Annotated in this window: 15 protein-coding genes; 12 read left to right on the top strand and 3 right to left on the bottom strand. The window is 74.3% G+C overall.

Going from position 1 to position 14,996, the window contains the following annotated elements; genetic code table 11:
- Positions 1 to 3: 3 nt before the first annotated feature.
- The 3 genes from DEI94_RS05960 to DEI94_RS05950 all read left to right on the top strand — a co-directional run bounded on the left by DEI94_RS05960 (position 4) and on the right by DEI94_RS05950 (position 2,943).
- Positions 4 to 1,335: an MFS transporter gene (locus tag DEI94_RS05960; RefSeq protein ID WP_111008595.1), complete on the top strand. Its 1,332-nt coding sequence runs from the start codon at positions 4 to 6 to the stop codon at positions 1,333 to 1,335.
- 142 nt (positions 1,336 to 1,477) lie between these two features.
- Positions 1,478 to 1,858, top strand: coding sequence for a winged helix-turn-helix transcriptional regulator (locus tag DEI94_RS05955; protein WP_111008594.1), 381 nt, complete (start codon positions 1,478 to 1,480; stop codon positions 1,856 to 1,858).
- Between the two features lie 56 nt (positions 1,859 to 1,914).
- Entirely contained in the window at positions 1,915 to 2,943 is a 1,029-nt protein-coding gene (locus DEI94_RS05950; protein WP_111026856.1) for an NADPH:quinone reductase, read from the top strand.
- A 12-nt stretch (positions 2,944 to 2,955) separates the two neighbouring features.
- On the opposite strand, the gene DEI94_RS05945 is transcribed toward DEI94_RS05950, so the two are convergent.
- Positions 2,956 to 3,546, bottom strand: a complete 591-nt coding sequence (locus DEI94_RS05945; protein ID WP_111026855.1) for a DoxX family protein — start codon at positions 3,544 to 3,546, stop codon at positions 2,956 to 2,958.
- A gap of 130 nt (positions 3,547 to 3,676) precedes the next feature.
- Here DEI94_RS05945 and DEI94_RS05940 point away from each other — a divergent pair, with 130 nt between their 5' ends.
- Positions 3,677 to 4,558 (top strand): patatin-like phospholipase family protein, encoded by an 882-nt coding sequence (locus DEI94_RS05940; RefSeq protein WP_258370080.1) that lies wholly within the window; start codon positions 3,677 to 3,679, stop codon positions 4,556 to 4,558.
- 75 nt (positions 4,559 to 4,633) lie between these two features.
- A complete protein-coding gene (locus DEI94_RS05935; protein WP_111026854.1) occupies positions 4,634 to 6,766 on the top strand; it encodes a S9 family peptidase in 2,133 nt (710 codons plus the stop codon).
- Between the two features lie 19 nt (positions 6,767 to 6,785).
- Here DEI94_RS05935 and DEI94_RS05930 read toward each other — a convergent pair whose 3' ends face one another.
- Positions 6,786 to 8,015, bottom strand: coding sequence for an acyl-CoA dehydrogenase family protein (locus tag DEI94_RS05930; protein WP_111026872.1), 1,230 nt, complete (start codon positions 8,013 to 8,015; stop codon positions 6,786 to 6,788).
- A gap of 63 nt (positions 8,016 to 8,078) precedes the next feature.
- On the opposite strand from DEI94_RS05930, the gene DEI94_RS05925 reads away from it, so the two are divergent.
- From DEI94_RS05925 to DEI94_RS05915, 3 genes are read left to right on the top strand one after another with little or no spacing between them, the layout of a single operon-like run.
- Complete coding sequence (locus DEI94_RS05925) at positions 8,079 to 8,741, top strand: QsdR family transcriptional regulator (protein WP_181441819.1); 663 nt, start codon at positions 8,079 to 8,081, stop codon at positions 8,739 to 8,741.
- 10 nt (positions 8,742 to 8,751) lie between these two features.
- Positions 8,752 to 9,393, top strand: coding sequence for an FMN-dependent NADH-azoreductase (locus DEI94_RS05920; protein ID WP_111026870.1), 642 nt, complete (start codon positions 8,752 to 8,754; stop codon positions 9,391 to 9,393).
- Between the two features lie 41 nt (positions 9,394 to 9,434).
- A complete protein-coding gene (locus DEI94_RS05915; protein ID WP_111026853.1) occupies positions 9,435 to 10,457 on the top strand; it encodes an MBL fold metallo-hydrolase in 1,023 nt (340 codons plus the stop codon).
- 42 nt (positions 10,458 to 10,499) lie between these two features.
- On the opposite strand, the gene DEI94_RS05910 is transcribed toward DEI94_RS05915, so the two are convergent.
- Complete coding sequence (locus DEI94_RS05910) at positions 10,500 to 11,162, bottom strand: hypothetical protein (RefSeq protein WP_111026852.1); 663 nt, start codon at positions 11,160 to 11,162, stop codon at positions 10,500 to 10,502.
- Between the two features lie 77 nt (positions 11,163 to 11,239).
- Here DEI94_RS05910 and DEI94_RS05905 point away from each other — a divergent pair, with 77 nt between their 5' ends.
- Genes DEI94_RS05905 through DEI94_RS05890 form a run of 4 tightly spaced genes read left to right on the top strand, consistent with a single transcriptional unit; the run spans position 11,240 to position 14,914 of the window.
- The gene (locus tag DEI94_RS05905; protein WP_111012665.1) at positions 11,240 to 12,046 is read left to right on the top strand and encodes an enoyl-CoA hydratase/isomerase family protein; all 807 of its coding nucleotides are present in this window, start codon (positions 11,240 to 11,242) and stop codon (positions 12,044 to 12,046) included.
- Positions 12,043 to 12,903 carry an enoyl-CoA hydratase/isomerase family protein gene (locus DEI94_RS05900; protein ID WP_111026851.1) on the top strand — a complete coding sequence of 287 codons (861 nt, stop codon included), beginning with the start codon at positions 12,043 to 12,045 and terminating at the stop codon, positions 12,901 to 12,903. The genes DEI94_RS05905 and DEI94_RS05900 overlap by 4 nt, the downstream gene beginning before the upstream one ends.
- Positions 12,900 to 13,847, top strand: a complete 948-nt coding sequence (locus DEI94_RS05895; RefSeq protein WP_111026850.1) for a DUF7064 domain-containing protein — start codon at positions 12,900 to 12,902, stop codon at positions 13,845 to 13,847. Before DEI94_RS05900 ends, DEI94_RS05895 begins: the two co-directional genes overlap by 4 nt.
- Positions 13,844 to 14,914, top strand: a complete 1,071-nt coding sequence (locus DEI94_RS05890; protein WP_111026849.1) for a phosphotransferase family protein — start codon at positions 13,844 to 13,846, stop codon at positions 14,912 to 14,914. Before DEI94_RS05895 ends, DEI94_RS05890 begins: the two co-directional genes overlap by 4 nt.
- Positions 14,915 to 14,996 lie beyond the last annotated feature (82 nt).

The following is a 14,996-nucleotide window of genomic DNA, read 5'->3' as shown; positions in this document are numbered from 1 at the left end:
ACCGTGAGCGCCCCCTCGTCCTCGTCCACCCTCTACCCGCCGACCGAGCCGCTCCCCGTCCTGGCGACCCGCCCGCCGTGGCGACACACCCTCATCGCCCTGTCGGTACCGAACTTCCGGCTCTTCACGGCGACGAACCTGGTCGCGATGACCGCCGGGTGGATGCAGCGCGTCGCGCAGGACTGGCTCGTGCTCCAGCTCACGCACTCCGTGGCCGACGTCGGGATCACCGTCGCGATGCAGTTCGCCCCGATGCTCCTGTTCGGGCTGTTCGGCGGCGTCATCGTGGACCGCTACTCGAAGCGCGCGCTGATGATGCTCACGCAGGCGTCGTTCGCGCTGCTCAGCGGCGTGCTGGCCGCGCTGACGCTCGCGGGGGTCGTGCAGGCCTGGCACATCTGGGTGATCGCGTTCGTCGTCGGGCTCGTCACCGTGATCGACAATCCGGCGCGGCAGGTGTTCGTCACCGAGATCGTCGGACAGGAGCACCTCCGGAACGCGATCAGCGTCAACTCGTCGGTGTTCCAGCTCGGCGGCATGATCGGCCCGGCGCTCTCCGGCATCCTGCTCGTCGCGGTCGGGGCCGGCTGGTCGTTCGGCATCAACGGCATCGCCTGCGCGGCGGTCGTGGTGACCCTGGGGTTCCTCCGCGTCTCCGAACTCCACCGGATGCCGGCCGTGCCGCCGTCGAAGGGGCAGCTGCAGGAGGGCCTCCGCTACGCCATCCGGAAGCCGACGATCATCGTGCCCGTGGTGCTCGTCGCGTTCTTCTCGGTGTTCGCGCTGACCATGCCGGTCCTCCTGTCCGCGTTCGCCTCGGACGTCTACCACGTCGGGGCCGGCGGCTACGGCGTGTTCAACTCGATGGTCGCGATCGGCGCGCTGACCGGCGCGCTCCTGTCGACGCGGCGTGCGGTGGTACGACTGCGGACCATCGTCGGCGGCGTCGGCATCACGGGGCTGCTCCTCGTCCTCGCCGGCGCCGCGCCGATGATCGCGCCGTTCGCGCTCATCCTCGTCGCGGTCGGGATGGCGCAGCTGCTGTTCCAGACGGCGTCGAACTCACTCGTCCAGATGTCGTCGAACATCGGGATCCGCGGCCGTGTGATGTCGCTGTACGTGCTCGTCCTGCTCGGCGGCCAGGCGATCGGCGGGCCGGTCATGGGGCAGATCGTCGACCGCTTCGGTGCACACGTCGGCATGGTCGTCGCGGGTGGGGTGCCCGCGATCGCCGCCGCGGTCATCGCGGTCGTGCTCGCTCGACGGGGCGGCCTGCACCTGGAGGTCCGCCTGCGGCACCACCTGCCGCTCCCGGCCATCGTCGGCCAGCACTAGGGGGCCGACGGACGGGAGGGACGGGGCGGGGCCGCCCCGTCCCTCCCGTCCGTCGTGCACCCCGTCCGGAACCGCACCATCAGGGCGTTACTCTCTTCGGGGAAGCGGGCACCTCGCGGGTGCACGGCGAGGAGCGGGGACGATGACCACGACGGACGCACCACGGCACGAGGCGTACAGCCCGTACGCGCGGGACTGCCCCACCCGGCAACTGCTCGACCGCATCGGTGACCGGTGGACCGTCCTCACGCTCGGGGCGCTCGTCGACGGGCCACGGCGGTACTCCGCGATCGCGGGGCGGGTCGACGGCGTGTCGCAGAAGATGCTGACGCAGACGCTGCGGGCGCTCGAGCGGGACGGCCTCGTCACGCGCACGGTGTTCCCGGAGATCCCGCCGCACGTCGAGTACGCCCTGACCGATGCCGGGTGGTCGCTCCGGACCGTGCTCGCCGGGCTCGAGGACTGGGCGACCGGCCACATGGACGACGTCCTCGCGGCCCGCGCGGCGTACGACGAACGCTGACGGTCGACCCGGGGTCCACCGGAACACCGGGCGCGTCCGCGTGGTTGCCTGCCGGTATGCGATCGATCGTCCACACCCACACCGGTGACCCCTCCGTCCTCGAGCTCGTCGAGCGGGACGTCCCCGAGCCCGGCCCGGGCGAGGTCCGCGTCCGGGTGGTCCGTTCCGGCGTGAACCCGACCGACTGGAAGTCGCGGCGCGGCGGCACGGACGGGTCTCGGTTGCCGTTCCCCGAGGTCACCCCCAACCAGGACGGCGCGGGCGTGGTCGACGCCCTCGGCGACGGTGTCGACGGCCTGGTGGTCGGTGACCGTGTCTGGACCTTCCTCTCCGCGCAGCAGCGTCCGACGGGCACCGCGCAGGAGTACACCGTCCTGCCACGGGAGCGTGTCGCGGCGTTGCCCGACGGCGTCGACTGGGACGTGGCCGCGTCGCTCGGGGTCCCCGCACTGACCGCGCACCGCGCGCTCACCGTGCACGAGGACGGGCCGACACGTCTCGGTCACGGGGCGCTCGCGGGACGGACCGTGCTCGTCGCCGGTGGCGCGGGTGCCGTCGGGCACGCCGCCATCCAGCTCGCCGCCTGGTCCGGTGCCCGTGTCGTCTCGACGATCAGCAGCCCCGCGAAGGCAGCACTCGCGACCGCGGCCGGCGCCCACGCGACCGTCGACTACCACGACGACGACGCCGCGGACCAGGTCCGGGCGTTCGCGCCGGACGGCGTCGACATCGTGGTGGAGGTGGCCATCCCGCAGAACGCCGACCTCGACGCGCAGGTGCTCGCCACCCGCGGTGTCATCGCGATGTACGCGAACAACGGCGGCGACGAGGCCACGCTGCAGGTCCGGCCGAACATGGCCCTGAACGCGCGGTACCAGTTCGTCCTGCTCTACACGATGGGCGAGGTGGCGCTCCGCGCGGCGGTCGAGGACGTCACCGCGGCCCTGCGCGACGGGGCGCTGCCCGTCGGCGAGGAGCACGGCCTCCCGATCACGCGGTTCCCGCTCGAGCGGACGGCCGACGCGCACGACGCGGTCGAGCACGACGCGGTCGGCAAGGTGCTCATCGACGTCCAGCCCGAGTGAGGCGGGGCGCGGTCAGCCCTCCTCGGGGTCCGAGGACCCCGCCGCCTCCGGCGTCTCGGCCGTGCTCTCCGCCGGAGGCTCGGTCGGGTCCGCCGCGAGCGCCCGCTTCCGGCGCGTGACCTGCACGGCGATCGCGACCGGGACGGCCGCCAGGGCCAGGCCGCGCATCCACGGGCGGTCGAACACGTGCCCGGTCGCGTGGTCGAGGGAGACCGCTCCCGGCCCACCGAGCGCGAACATCGACGCGGCGAATCCCAGGAACGCGGGGAACTCGAACCCGCCGTCGGCGTTGAAGAACCCGTTCGGCACGTGGATGCTCGCCGCCGTGCCCATGGTCGTCGCCGCGCCGGCACCGGCCACGGGGGTCCCGAGCCCCAGCACGAGGGCCGCTCCCGACCCCGCCTCACCGAGCCCAGCGAGCACGGCGTGCGGTCTCGCCGGCCGGAAGCCCATCGCGTGCATGCCCTGCGCGGTGCCCTCGATGCCACCACCGCCGAACGCCCCGAAGAGCTTCTGCGAACCGTGCGCGACGAGCACCGCCCCGAGGGCGACGCGGAGCAGGGTCGTTGCGGTGGTCGCCGCCGTGGTTCCCGGATGACGCATGGAGTTCCTCCCTGGTGTCGACGGGCCCGCACCACGCGGGCCGGTGTCGCCGAACGTACTCACGCTCTCCGGCACGCGCCCGCCGGTCGACGCTCCGGACTCCCCGAGGACGATGCGGTAGGCAAGAGGGGTGACCGACCTGCCGGACCTGACCGACCGCCCACAGCACACCGCGATCGTCCTGGGCGGAGGTGGCGTCGCCGGCATCGCGTGGGAGCTCGGGCTCCTGAGCGGGCTGCTCGACGCCGGGATCCCGCTCGCCGACGCCGATCTCGTGGTCGGGACGAGCGCCGGCAGCGTCGTGGGCACCCTGCTCCGGACGGGTGGCGTCGCGGACGCCTACGGTCAGCAGGTCGATGACGTGCCGTGGGACTACGAGGAACCGGCCTCGCCCGACTGGGCCGCGATCGGCGCGCAGTACGTGGCCGCGCTCCAGGGCGCCACGGGCGACCAGGACGCTCGCGCCCGCATCGGTCGCCTCGCGCGCACCGTGACGTCGGGACAGAGCCAGGAGGAACGCATCGCCTCGTTCCGCGCGACGTTCCCCGCCGACACGTGGCCGGACGCGCCCCTCGGCATCACCACCGTCGACGCGACCGACGGGTCGTTCCGGGTGCTCACCGCCGCCGACGGCGTCCCGTTGACCCGCGCCATCGCGGCGAGCTGCTCCGTGCCCCTCGTGTGGTCCCCGGTGACCGTCGACGGCCGCCCGTACGTCGACGGCGGCGCCCGCTCGGGGACGAACGCGGACGCCGCGGCGGGGTACGAGCGCGTGCTCGTCATCGCCTGCCGTGCGGAGGACCCGAGCCCGACCGGTCCGTGGCTCGACCGCGCAGTGGCCGGTCTGCGGCACGACGGTTCGGCCGTCGAGGTGGTCGTCGCGGACGCCACGAGCCAGGCCGCCTACGGCGCGAACGTCCTGGCGCTGTCGACCCGGGCCCCCGCCGCGCACGCCGGTCGGGCGCAGGCGGCCGCCGTGGCCGCGCGCGTCCGCGACTTCTGGGTCGGCTGAGCGATCGGTCGGCTGGCGCTCGGTCGGATCGGCCGACTCCGAGGCCGTGTCGCCGCCCTCCGATAGCGTGGGTGGATGCCGAACGACGACGCCGCCACACCGTTCTCCGACCTCGACGCCTTCGTGGCGCTCCCCCGTGTCGACGGCATCGCGCTGTCGCCGGACGGCACGCGCGTGGCGCTCACGGTGAGCACGCTCGACCACGACCGGACCGGGTACACCCGCTCGATCTGGTCCGTGCCGACGTCGGGCGAGGGCGTGCCGGTGCGGCTCACCCGCTCGGCGAAGGGCGAGGGCGGCGTCGCGTTCACCCGGAACGGTGACGTCCTGTTCGTCTCCGCCCGTCCGGACACCGACGCCGCGAAGGACACCGAGGCCGGTCAGGTGTGGCTCCTGCCCGCCGCCGGCGGCGAGGCCCGGGCGGTCACGCGACTCGCCGGTGGTGCGGGCATCGCGGCGACCGCGCAGGAGGCCGACACCGTGGTCATCAGCGCGGGACTGCTCCCGGGTGCGAACGACGCCGAGGGGCGCCTGCTCGAACGCGACGCCGAACTCCGCGCGGCCCGGAAGGAGCACGCCGTCGCGGCGATCCTGCACGAGACCCACCCGGTCCGCTTCTGGGACCACGACCTCGGACCCGACGAGCCGCACCTGTTGGCGCTCGACCTCGGCGACCTGCACGAGACGCTCGACGCTCCCGTCGCACCGGGCACCGCAGCCCCGGACGAGGTCGCGGTGGCCGACGCACCGGTCGCCGTCACCGCCGAGTACCCCGCGGACCTCCCGCGCCCGCGCGACCTCACGCCGTTCCCCGGGCGCTCCGCCGACACGGCCGGGCAGGCGCTGACACCGGACGGCCGCACGCTCGTGGCGGCCCTCACGGTGCACGAGCAGCGCGGTGTCCGGGCCGTGCTCGTCGCGATCGACACCGAGACCGGCGAGCGCACCACGCTGTTCGACGAGCCGGACGTGTTCCACGAGATGCCGGCCGTCAGCCACGACGGCACGACGATCGCTTGGGTGCGCGCCCCGCGGGACACCCCGGCCGGGCCCGCCGACCGTGAGATCTGGGTGGCCGACCTCGACGGCGGCCACGCCCGACGCATCGCGACGGAGTGGGACCGCTGGGCGAACGAGTTCGTGTTCGACGCCGACGACCGCGCCCTCTTCGCCACCGCGGACCAGGACGGCCGCGCGCCGGTGTTCCGGATCCCGCTCGACGGGAGCGCCGTCGAACAACTCACCACAGACGAGCACGCGTACACCGGGGTGGCGGTCGACCGGGCGACCGGCGTCGTCGTCGCGCTCCGGTCCTCCTGGGCGGCGCCGCTGCACCCGGTCCGGATCGACCCCGACGGCACCGTGACCGCCCTGCCGACCCCCGCGCCGCTGCCCGCGGTGCCGGGCCGCGTCGAGGAGGTCGAGACGACGACCGCGGACGGGACGCGCGTGCGCGGCTGGCTCGTCCTGCCGACGGGCGCGTCGGCCGACGCGCCCGCGCCGTTCCTGCTGTGGATCCACGGTGGACCGCTCAGCAGCTGGAACGCCTGGAGCTGGCGATGGAGTCCGATGGTCGCCGCGGCGCGGGGCTACGCGGTCCTGCTGCCCGACCCGGCGCTGTCCACCGGGTACGGCCTCGAGTTCATCGCGCGCGGATGGAACGCCTGGGGGCAGGCGCCCTACACCGACCTCCTCGCCATCACCGACGCCGTCGTGGCGCGGCCCGACGTCGACGAGACCCGCACCGCGGCCATGGGTGGCTCCTTCGGCGGCTACATGGCGAACTGGGTCGCCGGGCACACCGACCGCTTCGACGCGATCGTCACGCACGCGAGCCTCTGGGCGCTCGACCAGTTCGCCGGCACCACCGACGCGTCGTACTACTGGCAGTCCATCTTCACGGCCGAGGGCATGGCCGAGAACGACCCGCACCGGTCCGTGGACGCGATCACGACACCGATGCTCGTGATCCACGGCGACAAGGACTACCGCGTGCCGATCGGCGAGGGGCTGCGGCTCTGGTCGGAGCTGGCCGAGCACCACGCCGACCCCGACGGCACCATGCCGCACCGGTTCCTGTACTTCCCGAACGAGAACCACTGGATCCTCACGCCGCAGCACGCGAAGGTCTGGTACGAGACGGTGTTCGCGTTCCTCGCCCAGCACGTGCTCGGCAAGGCCTGGGAGCGGCCGGAACTGCTCGGGTGAGGACGCCGGGCGGCGGCGGTCACACGAACGCGGCGTGCCCCGTGATCGCACGTCCCACGATGAGCGTGTTCATCTCGCGGGTGCCCTCGTACGAGTAGATCGCCTCGGCGTCGGCGAAGGACCGCGCGACGCCCGCGCCCAGGACGATGCCGTTGCCGCCGAGGACCTCGCGACACCAGCCGACGGTCTCGCGCATCCGCGCCGTCGCGAACGCCTTGGCCAGCGCGGAGAACTCGTCGCGGTGATCGCCGCGGTCCTGCAGCGCCGACGCCTGGGTGCACAGCGCGATCGAGGCGGTGATGTTGCCGACCGAGCGGACCAGGAGGTCCTGCACCAGCTGGTGCCGCGCGATCGGCTTGCCGAACTGCTCGCGCTCCCGCGCGTACCGGAGGGCGGCCTCGTACGCACCGACGGCGATGCCGATCGCCTGCCACGCGACCTCGCACCGGGTGAGCCGGAGCACCGCCGCGGTGTCGCGGAACGACCGGGCACGCTGCAGCCGCCGCTCCTCGGGGACACGCACGTCGCGGAGCACGATGTCGGCGTTCTGCACCGTCCGGAGCGAGATCTTGTCCTCGATCTTCGTGGCGGTGAACCCCGGCGAGTCCGTGGTCACGAGGAATCCCTTGACCTGCCCGTCGGCCACGTCCTTGGCCCAGATCACGACGACGTCGGCGAACGTCGCGTTGCCGATCCAGCGCTTCTCGCCGTCGAGGACCCAGGTGTCGCCCTCGCGTCGGGCCGTGGTGCGGAGACCGCGGGCCGAGTCCGACCCCGAGCGCGGTTCCGTCAGGCCGAATGCACCGACGAGGTCGCCGGTGGCCATGCGCGGCAGCCACGCGCGCTGCTGGTCCTCGCTGCCCGCGACGGCGATGGCGTTCATGGCGAGGCCGGACTGCACGCCGACGAAGGTCGCCATGCCCGCGTCGACGCGGCCCATCTCGAGGGCCGCCCACCCCCGGTACACCGCCGAGTTCTCGAACCGGGCGACGAGCGGGATCCCGGATCCGAGTACCCCGGTCTCGGCGAGCGGCCGGATGAGGTGCGTCGGGAACTCCGCGTCCGCCCACGTGCGGTCGGCGATCGGGGCGACCCGGTCCTCCATGAACGCGCGGAGCGCCAGGACGCGTTCGCGCTCGACGTCGGTCAGGTCGTCCTGGAAGCGGTAGAAGTCGGCCTCGAGGTGGGCCCGCTGCACGCGCTCGGTCGTGTCGAGCGGTGCAGCGGCGGCGGGGGTCGTCGTTGACATGACCCCCATCGTGCATCGTTCTGAGGAACGTTGCAACACGCGTAGGCTCCGGTGGTGGACGGTATGCGGGAGGCGCGGCTCGGCCAGCACGGCACGGCGCTCGTCCCGAGCACCCTCTCCGCCCGTCTGGAGGCCCATCCCGACGCCCTCCGCGCGTTCCGTTCCGCGCGACACCGGTTCGTGGACGGCGAGCGGATCGACATGGGCCGCCTGGCCGCCGAGCTCGGCGTCGACCGCACGAGCCTGTTCCGCTGGGTCGGCAACCGGGACCAGCTGCTGTCCGAGGTGCTGTGGTCCCTGGCCGTGCCGACGCTCGACGCGGCCGACCGCGCCGTGACCACCACCGGTGCCGCCCGGATCGTCGGCGTGCTGACCCGGTTCACGGCCGACCTCATCGAGGCGCCGTACTTCCGCGTGTTCCTGACGCGGGAGCCCTCGCGCGCGCTGCGACTGCTCACGACCACGGACAGCGACGTGCAGCGCCGGCTCGTCGCGGTCGTCGCCACCCTGATCGACGAGGAATCGTCCGCGGCGCGCTTCGATCCCGCGCCACTGTCGGCACGCGAGGTGGCATCGCTGCTCGTCCGGATCTCGGAGTCGTTCTCGTACGCCGACCTCATCTCGGGCGAGCCGCCGGACGCCGACCGCGCTCGCGCCGCCTTCGAGTACGTCCTCCGTCCGTCCGCGCCGGCCACCCGGCCCCCGTCCGACCCGACCGCCGGATAGCGTGGCGACCATGCCCACGCTCCTGCACCTCGACTCGTCCGCCGACCTCGCCGCGTCGCGGTCCCGTGCCCTCACCGCGGTGTTCGCGGACGCCTGGCGGGCTCGTGGTGCCGACCACACCGTCACGTACCGGGACCTGCACGTGCACCCGCTCCCCCACCTCGAGGCATCGGCGTTGCACTGGCCGGCCGCGGAACGCCGGCCCGGCGCGGACGTCCCCGCCGGATCGCAGGAGCTCCTGCAGTCCGTCGTCGACGAGCTGCTCGCCGCGGACGTCCTGCTCGTCGGGGCGCCGCTCTACAACTACTCGCTGCCGTCGACGCTGAAGGCCTGGATCGACCGGGTGCACCTGCCCGGGGTGCTCGTGCCGGACGCCGGGTCGACCGGCCCGCTCGCCGGGCGTCCCGCGGTGGTGGTCGTCACCCGCGGTGGCGCCTACGACGCGGGGACCCCGACCGAGGGCTGGGACCACGGAACGCCCGTGCTCGAGCTGATCCTCGGGACCGCACTCGGCATGGACGTCCACACCGTGACCGCGAGCACGACCCTCGCCGAGACCGTCCCCGCGCTCGCGCCGTACCGGGAGCGTGCCCGAGCGGAGTTCGCCGAGGCCGAGCGCGAACTGGCGCGGCTCGGGGGCTCGCTGGGCTGAGACCCGCGGTCGCGCCGAGGACGCGCCGTTAGGCTGCCGTCGTGACGACCCCGGCGCCGACCAGTCCGCCCACCCCCGTCAGCACCCTGCAGGCCGAGGCGTTCGCCGCGGGCACCCTGCCGCCCGTCGAGCAGGTCCGGGACGGCGTCTGGACCCTCGCGATCCCGTTCGCCGCGGGCATCCCCGACTCCACGCTCACGTACGTGCTCGAGGCCGCCGACGGGTCGCTCGTCGTCGTGGACCCGGGCTGGGGCACCGAGCCGACGCTCGCGGTGCTCCGGGACGGCCTCGCCACGATCGGTCGGACCCTCGACGACGTCGGACTCGTCGCCGTGACGCACCTGCACGTCGACCACCTCGGCGCGGCGGCGGCCGTCCGGAACGCCTCCGGCGCGCGGATCGCGATGCACCCGGCGGAGGCGCGAGCGATCCGCCACCAGGACGAGGACCGTCGGCGGGACGACGAGGACATCGCACGCTGGGGCGTGCCGGAGCCGCTGCGCGCCGGCCTGGTGCGGGCCTGGGGAACGGGGCGGCGCCTCCCGGACGTCGAGGCGGACCTGCTCGTGGAGGACGGGGACGTCCTGCCGGTCGCGGGGCGCGAACTCCGGGCCCTGTGGACGCCGGGCCACACGACCGGACATCTGTGCTTCGTCGACGCGCCGGACGGACTCCTGTTCACCGGCGACCACGTGCTCCCGCGGATCAACTCCGGGCTGGGGCTCGGGGGTCGGACGGACACGAACCCGCTCGAGGACTACCTGGCGTCGCTCGACCGACTCGCCGACCTCGCGGAGCTCGAGGTGTGTCCCGGACACGAGTACCGGTTCCGCGACGTGCGCGCCCGGGCCGCGACGCTCGCCGACCACCGGCGGGAACGGGGCGAGCACGTCGCCGCGGCACTCGACACGCTCGACCGTCCCACGCTGTTCGAGGTCGCGGCGCACGTGCCGTTCCGTGGGGGCATCGCGTCGATGACCGGGTACCTGCTCGCGTCCGCGCTCGCCCAGACCGCGTTCCACGCACGGTTGCTCGGGCGGTCGGACGAGATCCGACCGGCCTGACGCCGCCGCGACACGGGCCTCGACGCAGGGCTCGAGGACGGGTCAGCCGCGCACCTGGGCATCGAGCGGCACCTGCGCCGCCGCGGCGACCGAGCGGACGACCTCGCGCAGTGCGTCGTCGTGGAGCGCCACCGAGAACCCGACCACGCGCCGGTACACCGGGAGGTCCACGGTCGTCCAGCGTCCGCCGCTGTCGACCACGACCCGGAGCGCCTCGACCGTGCCGACGCCGTAGCGGTTGGCGGAGGACGTGGTCCCCGTGCCCACCTGACCGACCGCGGCGCGCGGGACCCCGAGGAGGAGCGTCGGCGTCCCGCCACCGACGTACAGGCCGATCCCGTGCTGGTCGGCGACGAGCGTCCCCGCCGCGCTCCGCGGCGCCCGCCGCTCGGGTCGCACGGCGAGGAGGCCGGCAGCGCGGTCGACCTCGGCCGCGGTGCCGCGCTTGACGAGGACGGGGGCCGTGAACGCACCGGGGTGCCGCTCGGCGAGCACCCGCTCACGGGCGCGGGTGCGGGCGTGCTGGACGGCGAGGACCACCTCGATGAGGACGAACACCCCGAGCGCGATGACGAGGAGGCTCTCGACGATCCCGACGGTCGACATGCCGTCCTCGTGCTCCCGGTACGCGAGGAACCCGAAGCGGAGCGCCGCGTACGCCACCACGAGCACGATCCCGACGATGCCACCCCGACGTCTGCGCATGTGGACACCCTAGGCCGCCGTCCACAGGGGCGCCGCGCCCCCGTTCGGGCCTCCCGTGGCCGGGCTAGTCTCGACCCGTGAGCAGCCCTGGATCCGATCCCGCGCCCGTCCGCGTCGAGCGCCCCGCGCCGGGCGTCGTCGTCGCCACACTCGACCGACCCGACGCCGGCAACGCGCTGGACGTCGCGATGGTCCAGGCGCTCGAGGACCTGGCGGACGCGGTCCGTGCCGACGTCGACGTCCGGGTCCTGGTGATCGGCGCCTCGGGATCCGCGTTCAGCCTGGGCTACGACGTCGCCGAGTCCGCGGACCGCACGGACGCGACCGTCCCGGACGACCTCGACCGACAGGAGCGCACCGCCGACGCACTCGCGGCGATCCGCGCCCTCCGCGTGCCCGTGGTCGCCGCCGTGGGCGGACCGGCCGCCGGGACGGGCCTGGCACTCGCGCTCGTCGCCGACATCCGGCTCGCCGGGCCCGATGCGGTGTTCCAGGCGTCGTTCACCGCACTCGGCACCTCCGCCGGCGAGTACGGCGTGTCGTGGCTGCTCCCCCGGCTGGTGGGCCCCGCGGTCGCGGCGGACCTCGCGTTCACCGCCCGCGCGGTCGACGCCGACGAGGCCGCCGCCCTGCGTCTCGTGAACCGGGTCGTGCCGGACGTCGACGCCGCCGCGCTCGAGCTGGCGCGGACGATCGCCGCGAACTCCCCCGCGGGCGTCCGACTGTCGAAGCGCGCGATGCAGGCCAACCTCGAGGTCCCGTCGTACGACGCGGCGCTCGAGCTCGAGAACCGCGGCCAGACCCTGCTCACCCGGACCTCCGACATGGCGGAAGCGCTCGAGGCGTTCCTCGAGAAGCGCCAGGCGTCGTTCTCGAACCGATGACGCGGAACTGCACCGAACGCACGACCGGCAGCACCGTCGCTGGTGACAGCACGGGCCTGCCGACGGTCCCCGACGGAAACGGCACGCCCGGCAGCGGCGCGACCGGCTCCGGACACGCGCACCCCTGGCAGGGCATCCGTCTCGAGCACCTCGACGCCGGTGTCAGCCGCCTGGTCATCGACAACCCCACGCGGATGAACGCCGTGGACGCCGACGTCTTCCGCGAGATCGGGGAGGCCGCGCGGCACCTGCGGCGCGACGGCACGCGCGCGCTCGTGCTCACGGGCGCCGGCGACCGCGCGTTCTGCGCCGGGTACGACCTCGCCGCGCTCCCGGCCCTGCGCGCGACGACGGTCCCGGCGTTCCTCGACATCGAGGACACCGCGAGCGAGGCCGTCCAGGCGCTCCACGACCTGCCGTTCCCGGTCGTCGCCGCGGTGAACGGCGCTGCCTCCGGCGGTGGCCTGTCCCTGGCGCTCGCGGCCGACGTGCGGCTCGGTGTGCGGCGTGCCTCCTTCAACGCGGCGTTCGTCAAGGTCGGCTTCTCGATCGGCGAGCTCGGGACGTCGTGGATGCTCCCCCGCGTCGTCGGCCCCGGCATGGCCGCCGAGCTGGCGTTCACCGGTCGGGTCGTCCGCTCGGACGAAGCCCTGGCGATCGGGCTGCTCGACCGGATCGTCGACACCACCGCCGACGACGCCGTGGCCGCGTTGCAGGCCGAGGCCGTCGCACTCGCCACGGCGTACGCGGCCCCCGGCCGCCGTGGCACGCGCATCGGCAAGCGATCGCTCGGGAGGGCCGGGGAGACCCCGTCGTACGAGGTCGCGGTCCGGCAGGCGTTCGGGGACCGGGCGTGAGCGCTGCGGCGAGCGACGGGGCGGACGTGCTCCGGGCCTCCCGAGCGTTGCTGCCGACGGATGACCTGCGGCACCGACCGGCACCCGGGGCGCGCATGCGGGACAGCGTCTTCTACCAGACGGTGCTGCCCGAGGAACGACTGGCGGTGCAGGTGTACCTGTTCGTCACGGGCACGGGGGCGGCGGGTTACAACGTGGCGGTGTGGGGCGACGCCGCGCCGACCGTGCGCGAGTTCGGCGGCGGGCGCGTGGCCGAGGCGATGGACCTCGACGACTTCACCGTCGGCGGTCTCACGGTCCGGCACCGGGATCCGCTGCGCACGGCTGACGTCGTCGTGCGGACGGACCGCGTCGAGCTCGACCTGACGTTCACGGCCCTGCACGAGGCCTTCAGCTTCCGCGACGCCCCTGACGGCCTGCCGTCCTGGTTCGCGGAGGACCGCATCGAGCAGACCGGTGCCGTCCGTGGCCACGTGCGCGCGGACGACCACGCGTTCGAGCTCGGGCCGATCGGGCACCGCGACCACTCGTGGGGTCTGCGGGACTGGCGTGCGCCCCAGCACTGGAAGTGGCTCGTGGCGTACACGCCCTCCGGGCGCGCGGTGAACGGGTGGACGTGGATCGCCGCCGGGCGGTGGGGGTTCGCCGGGTACGTCCTGCGGGACGGCCGGCCGGTGCCCGTGTCGCGCATCGAGGACGACACGACCTACGGCGCCGGGTACGAGCAACGCCGACTCCACGCGGTCCTGCACGACGTCGAGGGCGGCACGACGACGCTCGACCTCGACGTCTTCGCCGTGCTGCACCTGCCCGACGAGCGGACCGGGACGACCGTGCTCGAGGGTGGGTGCGTGGCGCGCATCGACGGCGAGCGGGGCGCTGGGCAGTTCGAGGTCGAGTGGCCGACGGACTACTTCGCCCACCTGCGCGGGGACGACGCGTGAGCGACGGTGCGACCGCCGGGACCACCGGCGCGGGAACCGGGACCGCCGTCGACGCGACGACGACCGCGGCCCTCGGGCGGTGGCTCGCCGACGCCGGTCTGACCGACTCGCGGGTGTCGGTGCGGCCGATCGGCGACGGCCACGCCAACGTCACCTGGCTCGTCGAGGACGACGCCGGGCAGCGCGTCGTGGTCCGACGCCCACCCCCACCGCCGACGCCCCCCGGCGCGAACGACGTCCTCCGCGAGGCCCGCGTGATCGCGGCGGTGGGCAGCCACGCCGGCGGATCGGTACCCGTGCCACGCGTGCTCGCGACGGCCGACGCCGGCACGGTGCTCGACGTGCCGTGCTTCGCCATGTCGTACGTGGCGGGTCCGGTGGTCACGACGGACCTGCCCGAGGGGCTGTCGACGCCCGCCGCCCGCGCCGCACTCGCCGACGACCTCGTGGACCGGCTGGCCGCGCTGCACCGCCTGCCGTGGGACACGCTCGGGCTCCGGGGCCGACCCGAGGGCGCGAACCTCCGGCAGCGGGACCGCCTCGCACGACTCGTCGCCGAGCCCGACGGCTCCCCGCCCGACGCCTTCGCCCACGTCGACGCGTGGTTGGCCGAGCACGCGCCGGCCGAGTCGGGGGCCGCGTTGGTGCACAACGACTACCGACTCGGGAACCTGCTGCTCGCGCCGGACGCCCCGCGGGTCGCGGCCGTGCTCGACTGGGAGCTCGCCGCCGTCGGTGATCCCCTCGTGGACCTCGGGTACCTCGTCGCGTCCTGGTCCGGGCCCGGGGGCCCGTCGACGCCCGTGCAGGAACTCGGCGCGGCGAGCAGTGCGCCCGGGTTCCCCGACGCTCGCACGCTCGTGGCGCGGTACGCCGATGCGACCGGCGCTCCCCTCGACCACCTCCGGTGGTACGTCGTGCTCGCGAACTGGAAACTCGCGGTGCTCTACGAGTACAGCCGCCGCCGCCACGAGCGCGGGGACGGCGACCCGTACTACGCGGGTACGGACAAGGTCAGGGCCTTCCTGAGGGCCGCGGACGCCGCGCGCACCGAGCCGTTGACCTGACGCGGCGCGCGCGAGCGGCCGCGCCGCACGAGTCGCCCCGCGTCGGTGCCGCGCCGGCTGCAGCCATCCGCCGCGACGCCCG

The sequence above is a fragment of the Curtobacterium sp. MCBD17_040 genome (assembly GCF_003234805.2).
GTDB lineage: Bacteria > Actinomycetota > Actinomycetes > Actinomycetales > Microbacteriaceae > Curtobacterium.
The sequence above is the reverse complement of the archived record's forward strand: the minus strand, read 5'-3'. Positions and strand labels throughout refer to the sequence as shown.

Bases quoted from the DNA above. Each gene is read 5' to 3' on its own strand.
- DEI94_RS05955 (WP_111008594.1), top strand. From the start codon at position 1,478: ATGACCACGACGGACGCACCACGGCACGAGGCGTACAGCCCGTACGCG.
- DEI94_RS05950 (WP_111026856.1), top strand. From the start codon at position 1,915: ATGCGATCGATCGTCCACACCCACACCGGTGACCCCTCCGTCCTCGAG.
- DEI94_RS05945 (WP_111026855.1), bottom strand. From the start codon at position 3,546: ATGCGTCATCCGGGAACCACGGCGGCGACCACCGCAACGACCCTGCTC.
- DEI94_RS05935 (WP_111026854.1), top strand. From the start codon at position 4,634: ATGCCGAACGACGACGCCGCCACACCGTTCTCCGACCTCGACGCCTTC.
- DEI94_RS05930 (WP_111026872.1), bottom strand. From the start codon at position 8,015: ATGTCAACGACGACCCCCGCCGCCGCTGCACCGCTCGACACGACCGAG.
- DEI94_RS05925 (WP_181441819.1), top strand. From the start codon at position 8,079: ATGCGGGAGGCGCGGCTCGGCCAGCACGGCACGGCGCTCGTCCCGAGC.
- DEI94_RS05920 (WP_111026870.1), top strand. From the start codon at position 8,752: ATGCCCACGCTCCTGCACCTCGACTCGTCCGCCGACCTCGCCGCGTCG.
- DEI94_RS05910 (WP_111026852.1), bottom strand. From the start codon at position 11,162: ATGCGCAGACGTCGGGGTGGCATCGTCGGGATCGTGCTCGTGGTGGCG.
- DEI94_RS05900 (WP_111026851.1), top strand. From the start codon at position 12,043: ATGACGCGGAACTGCACCGAACGCACGACCGGCAGCACCGTCGCTGGT.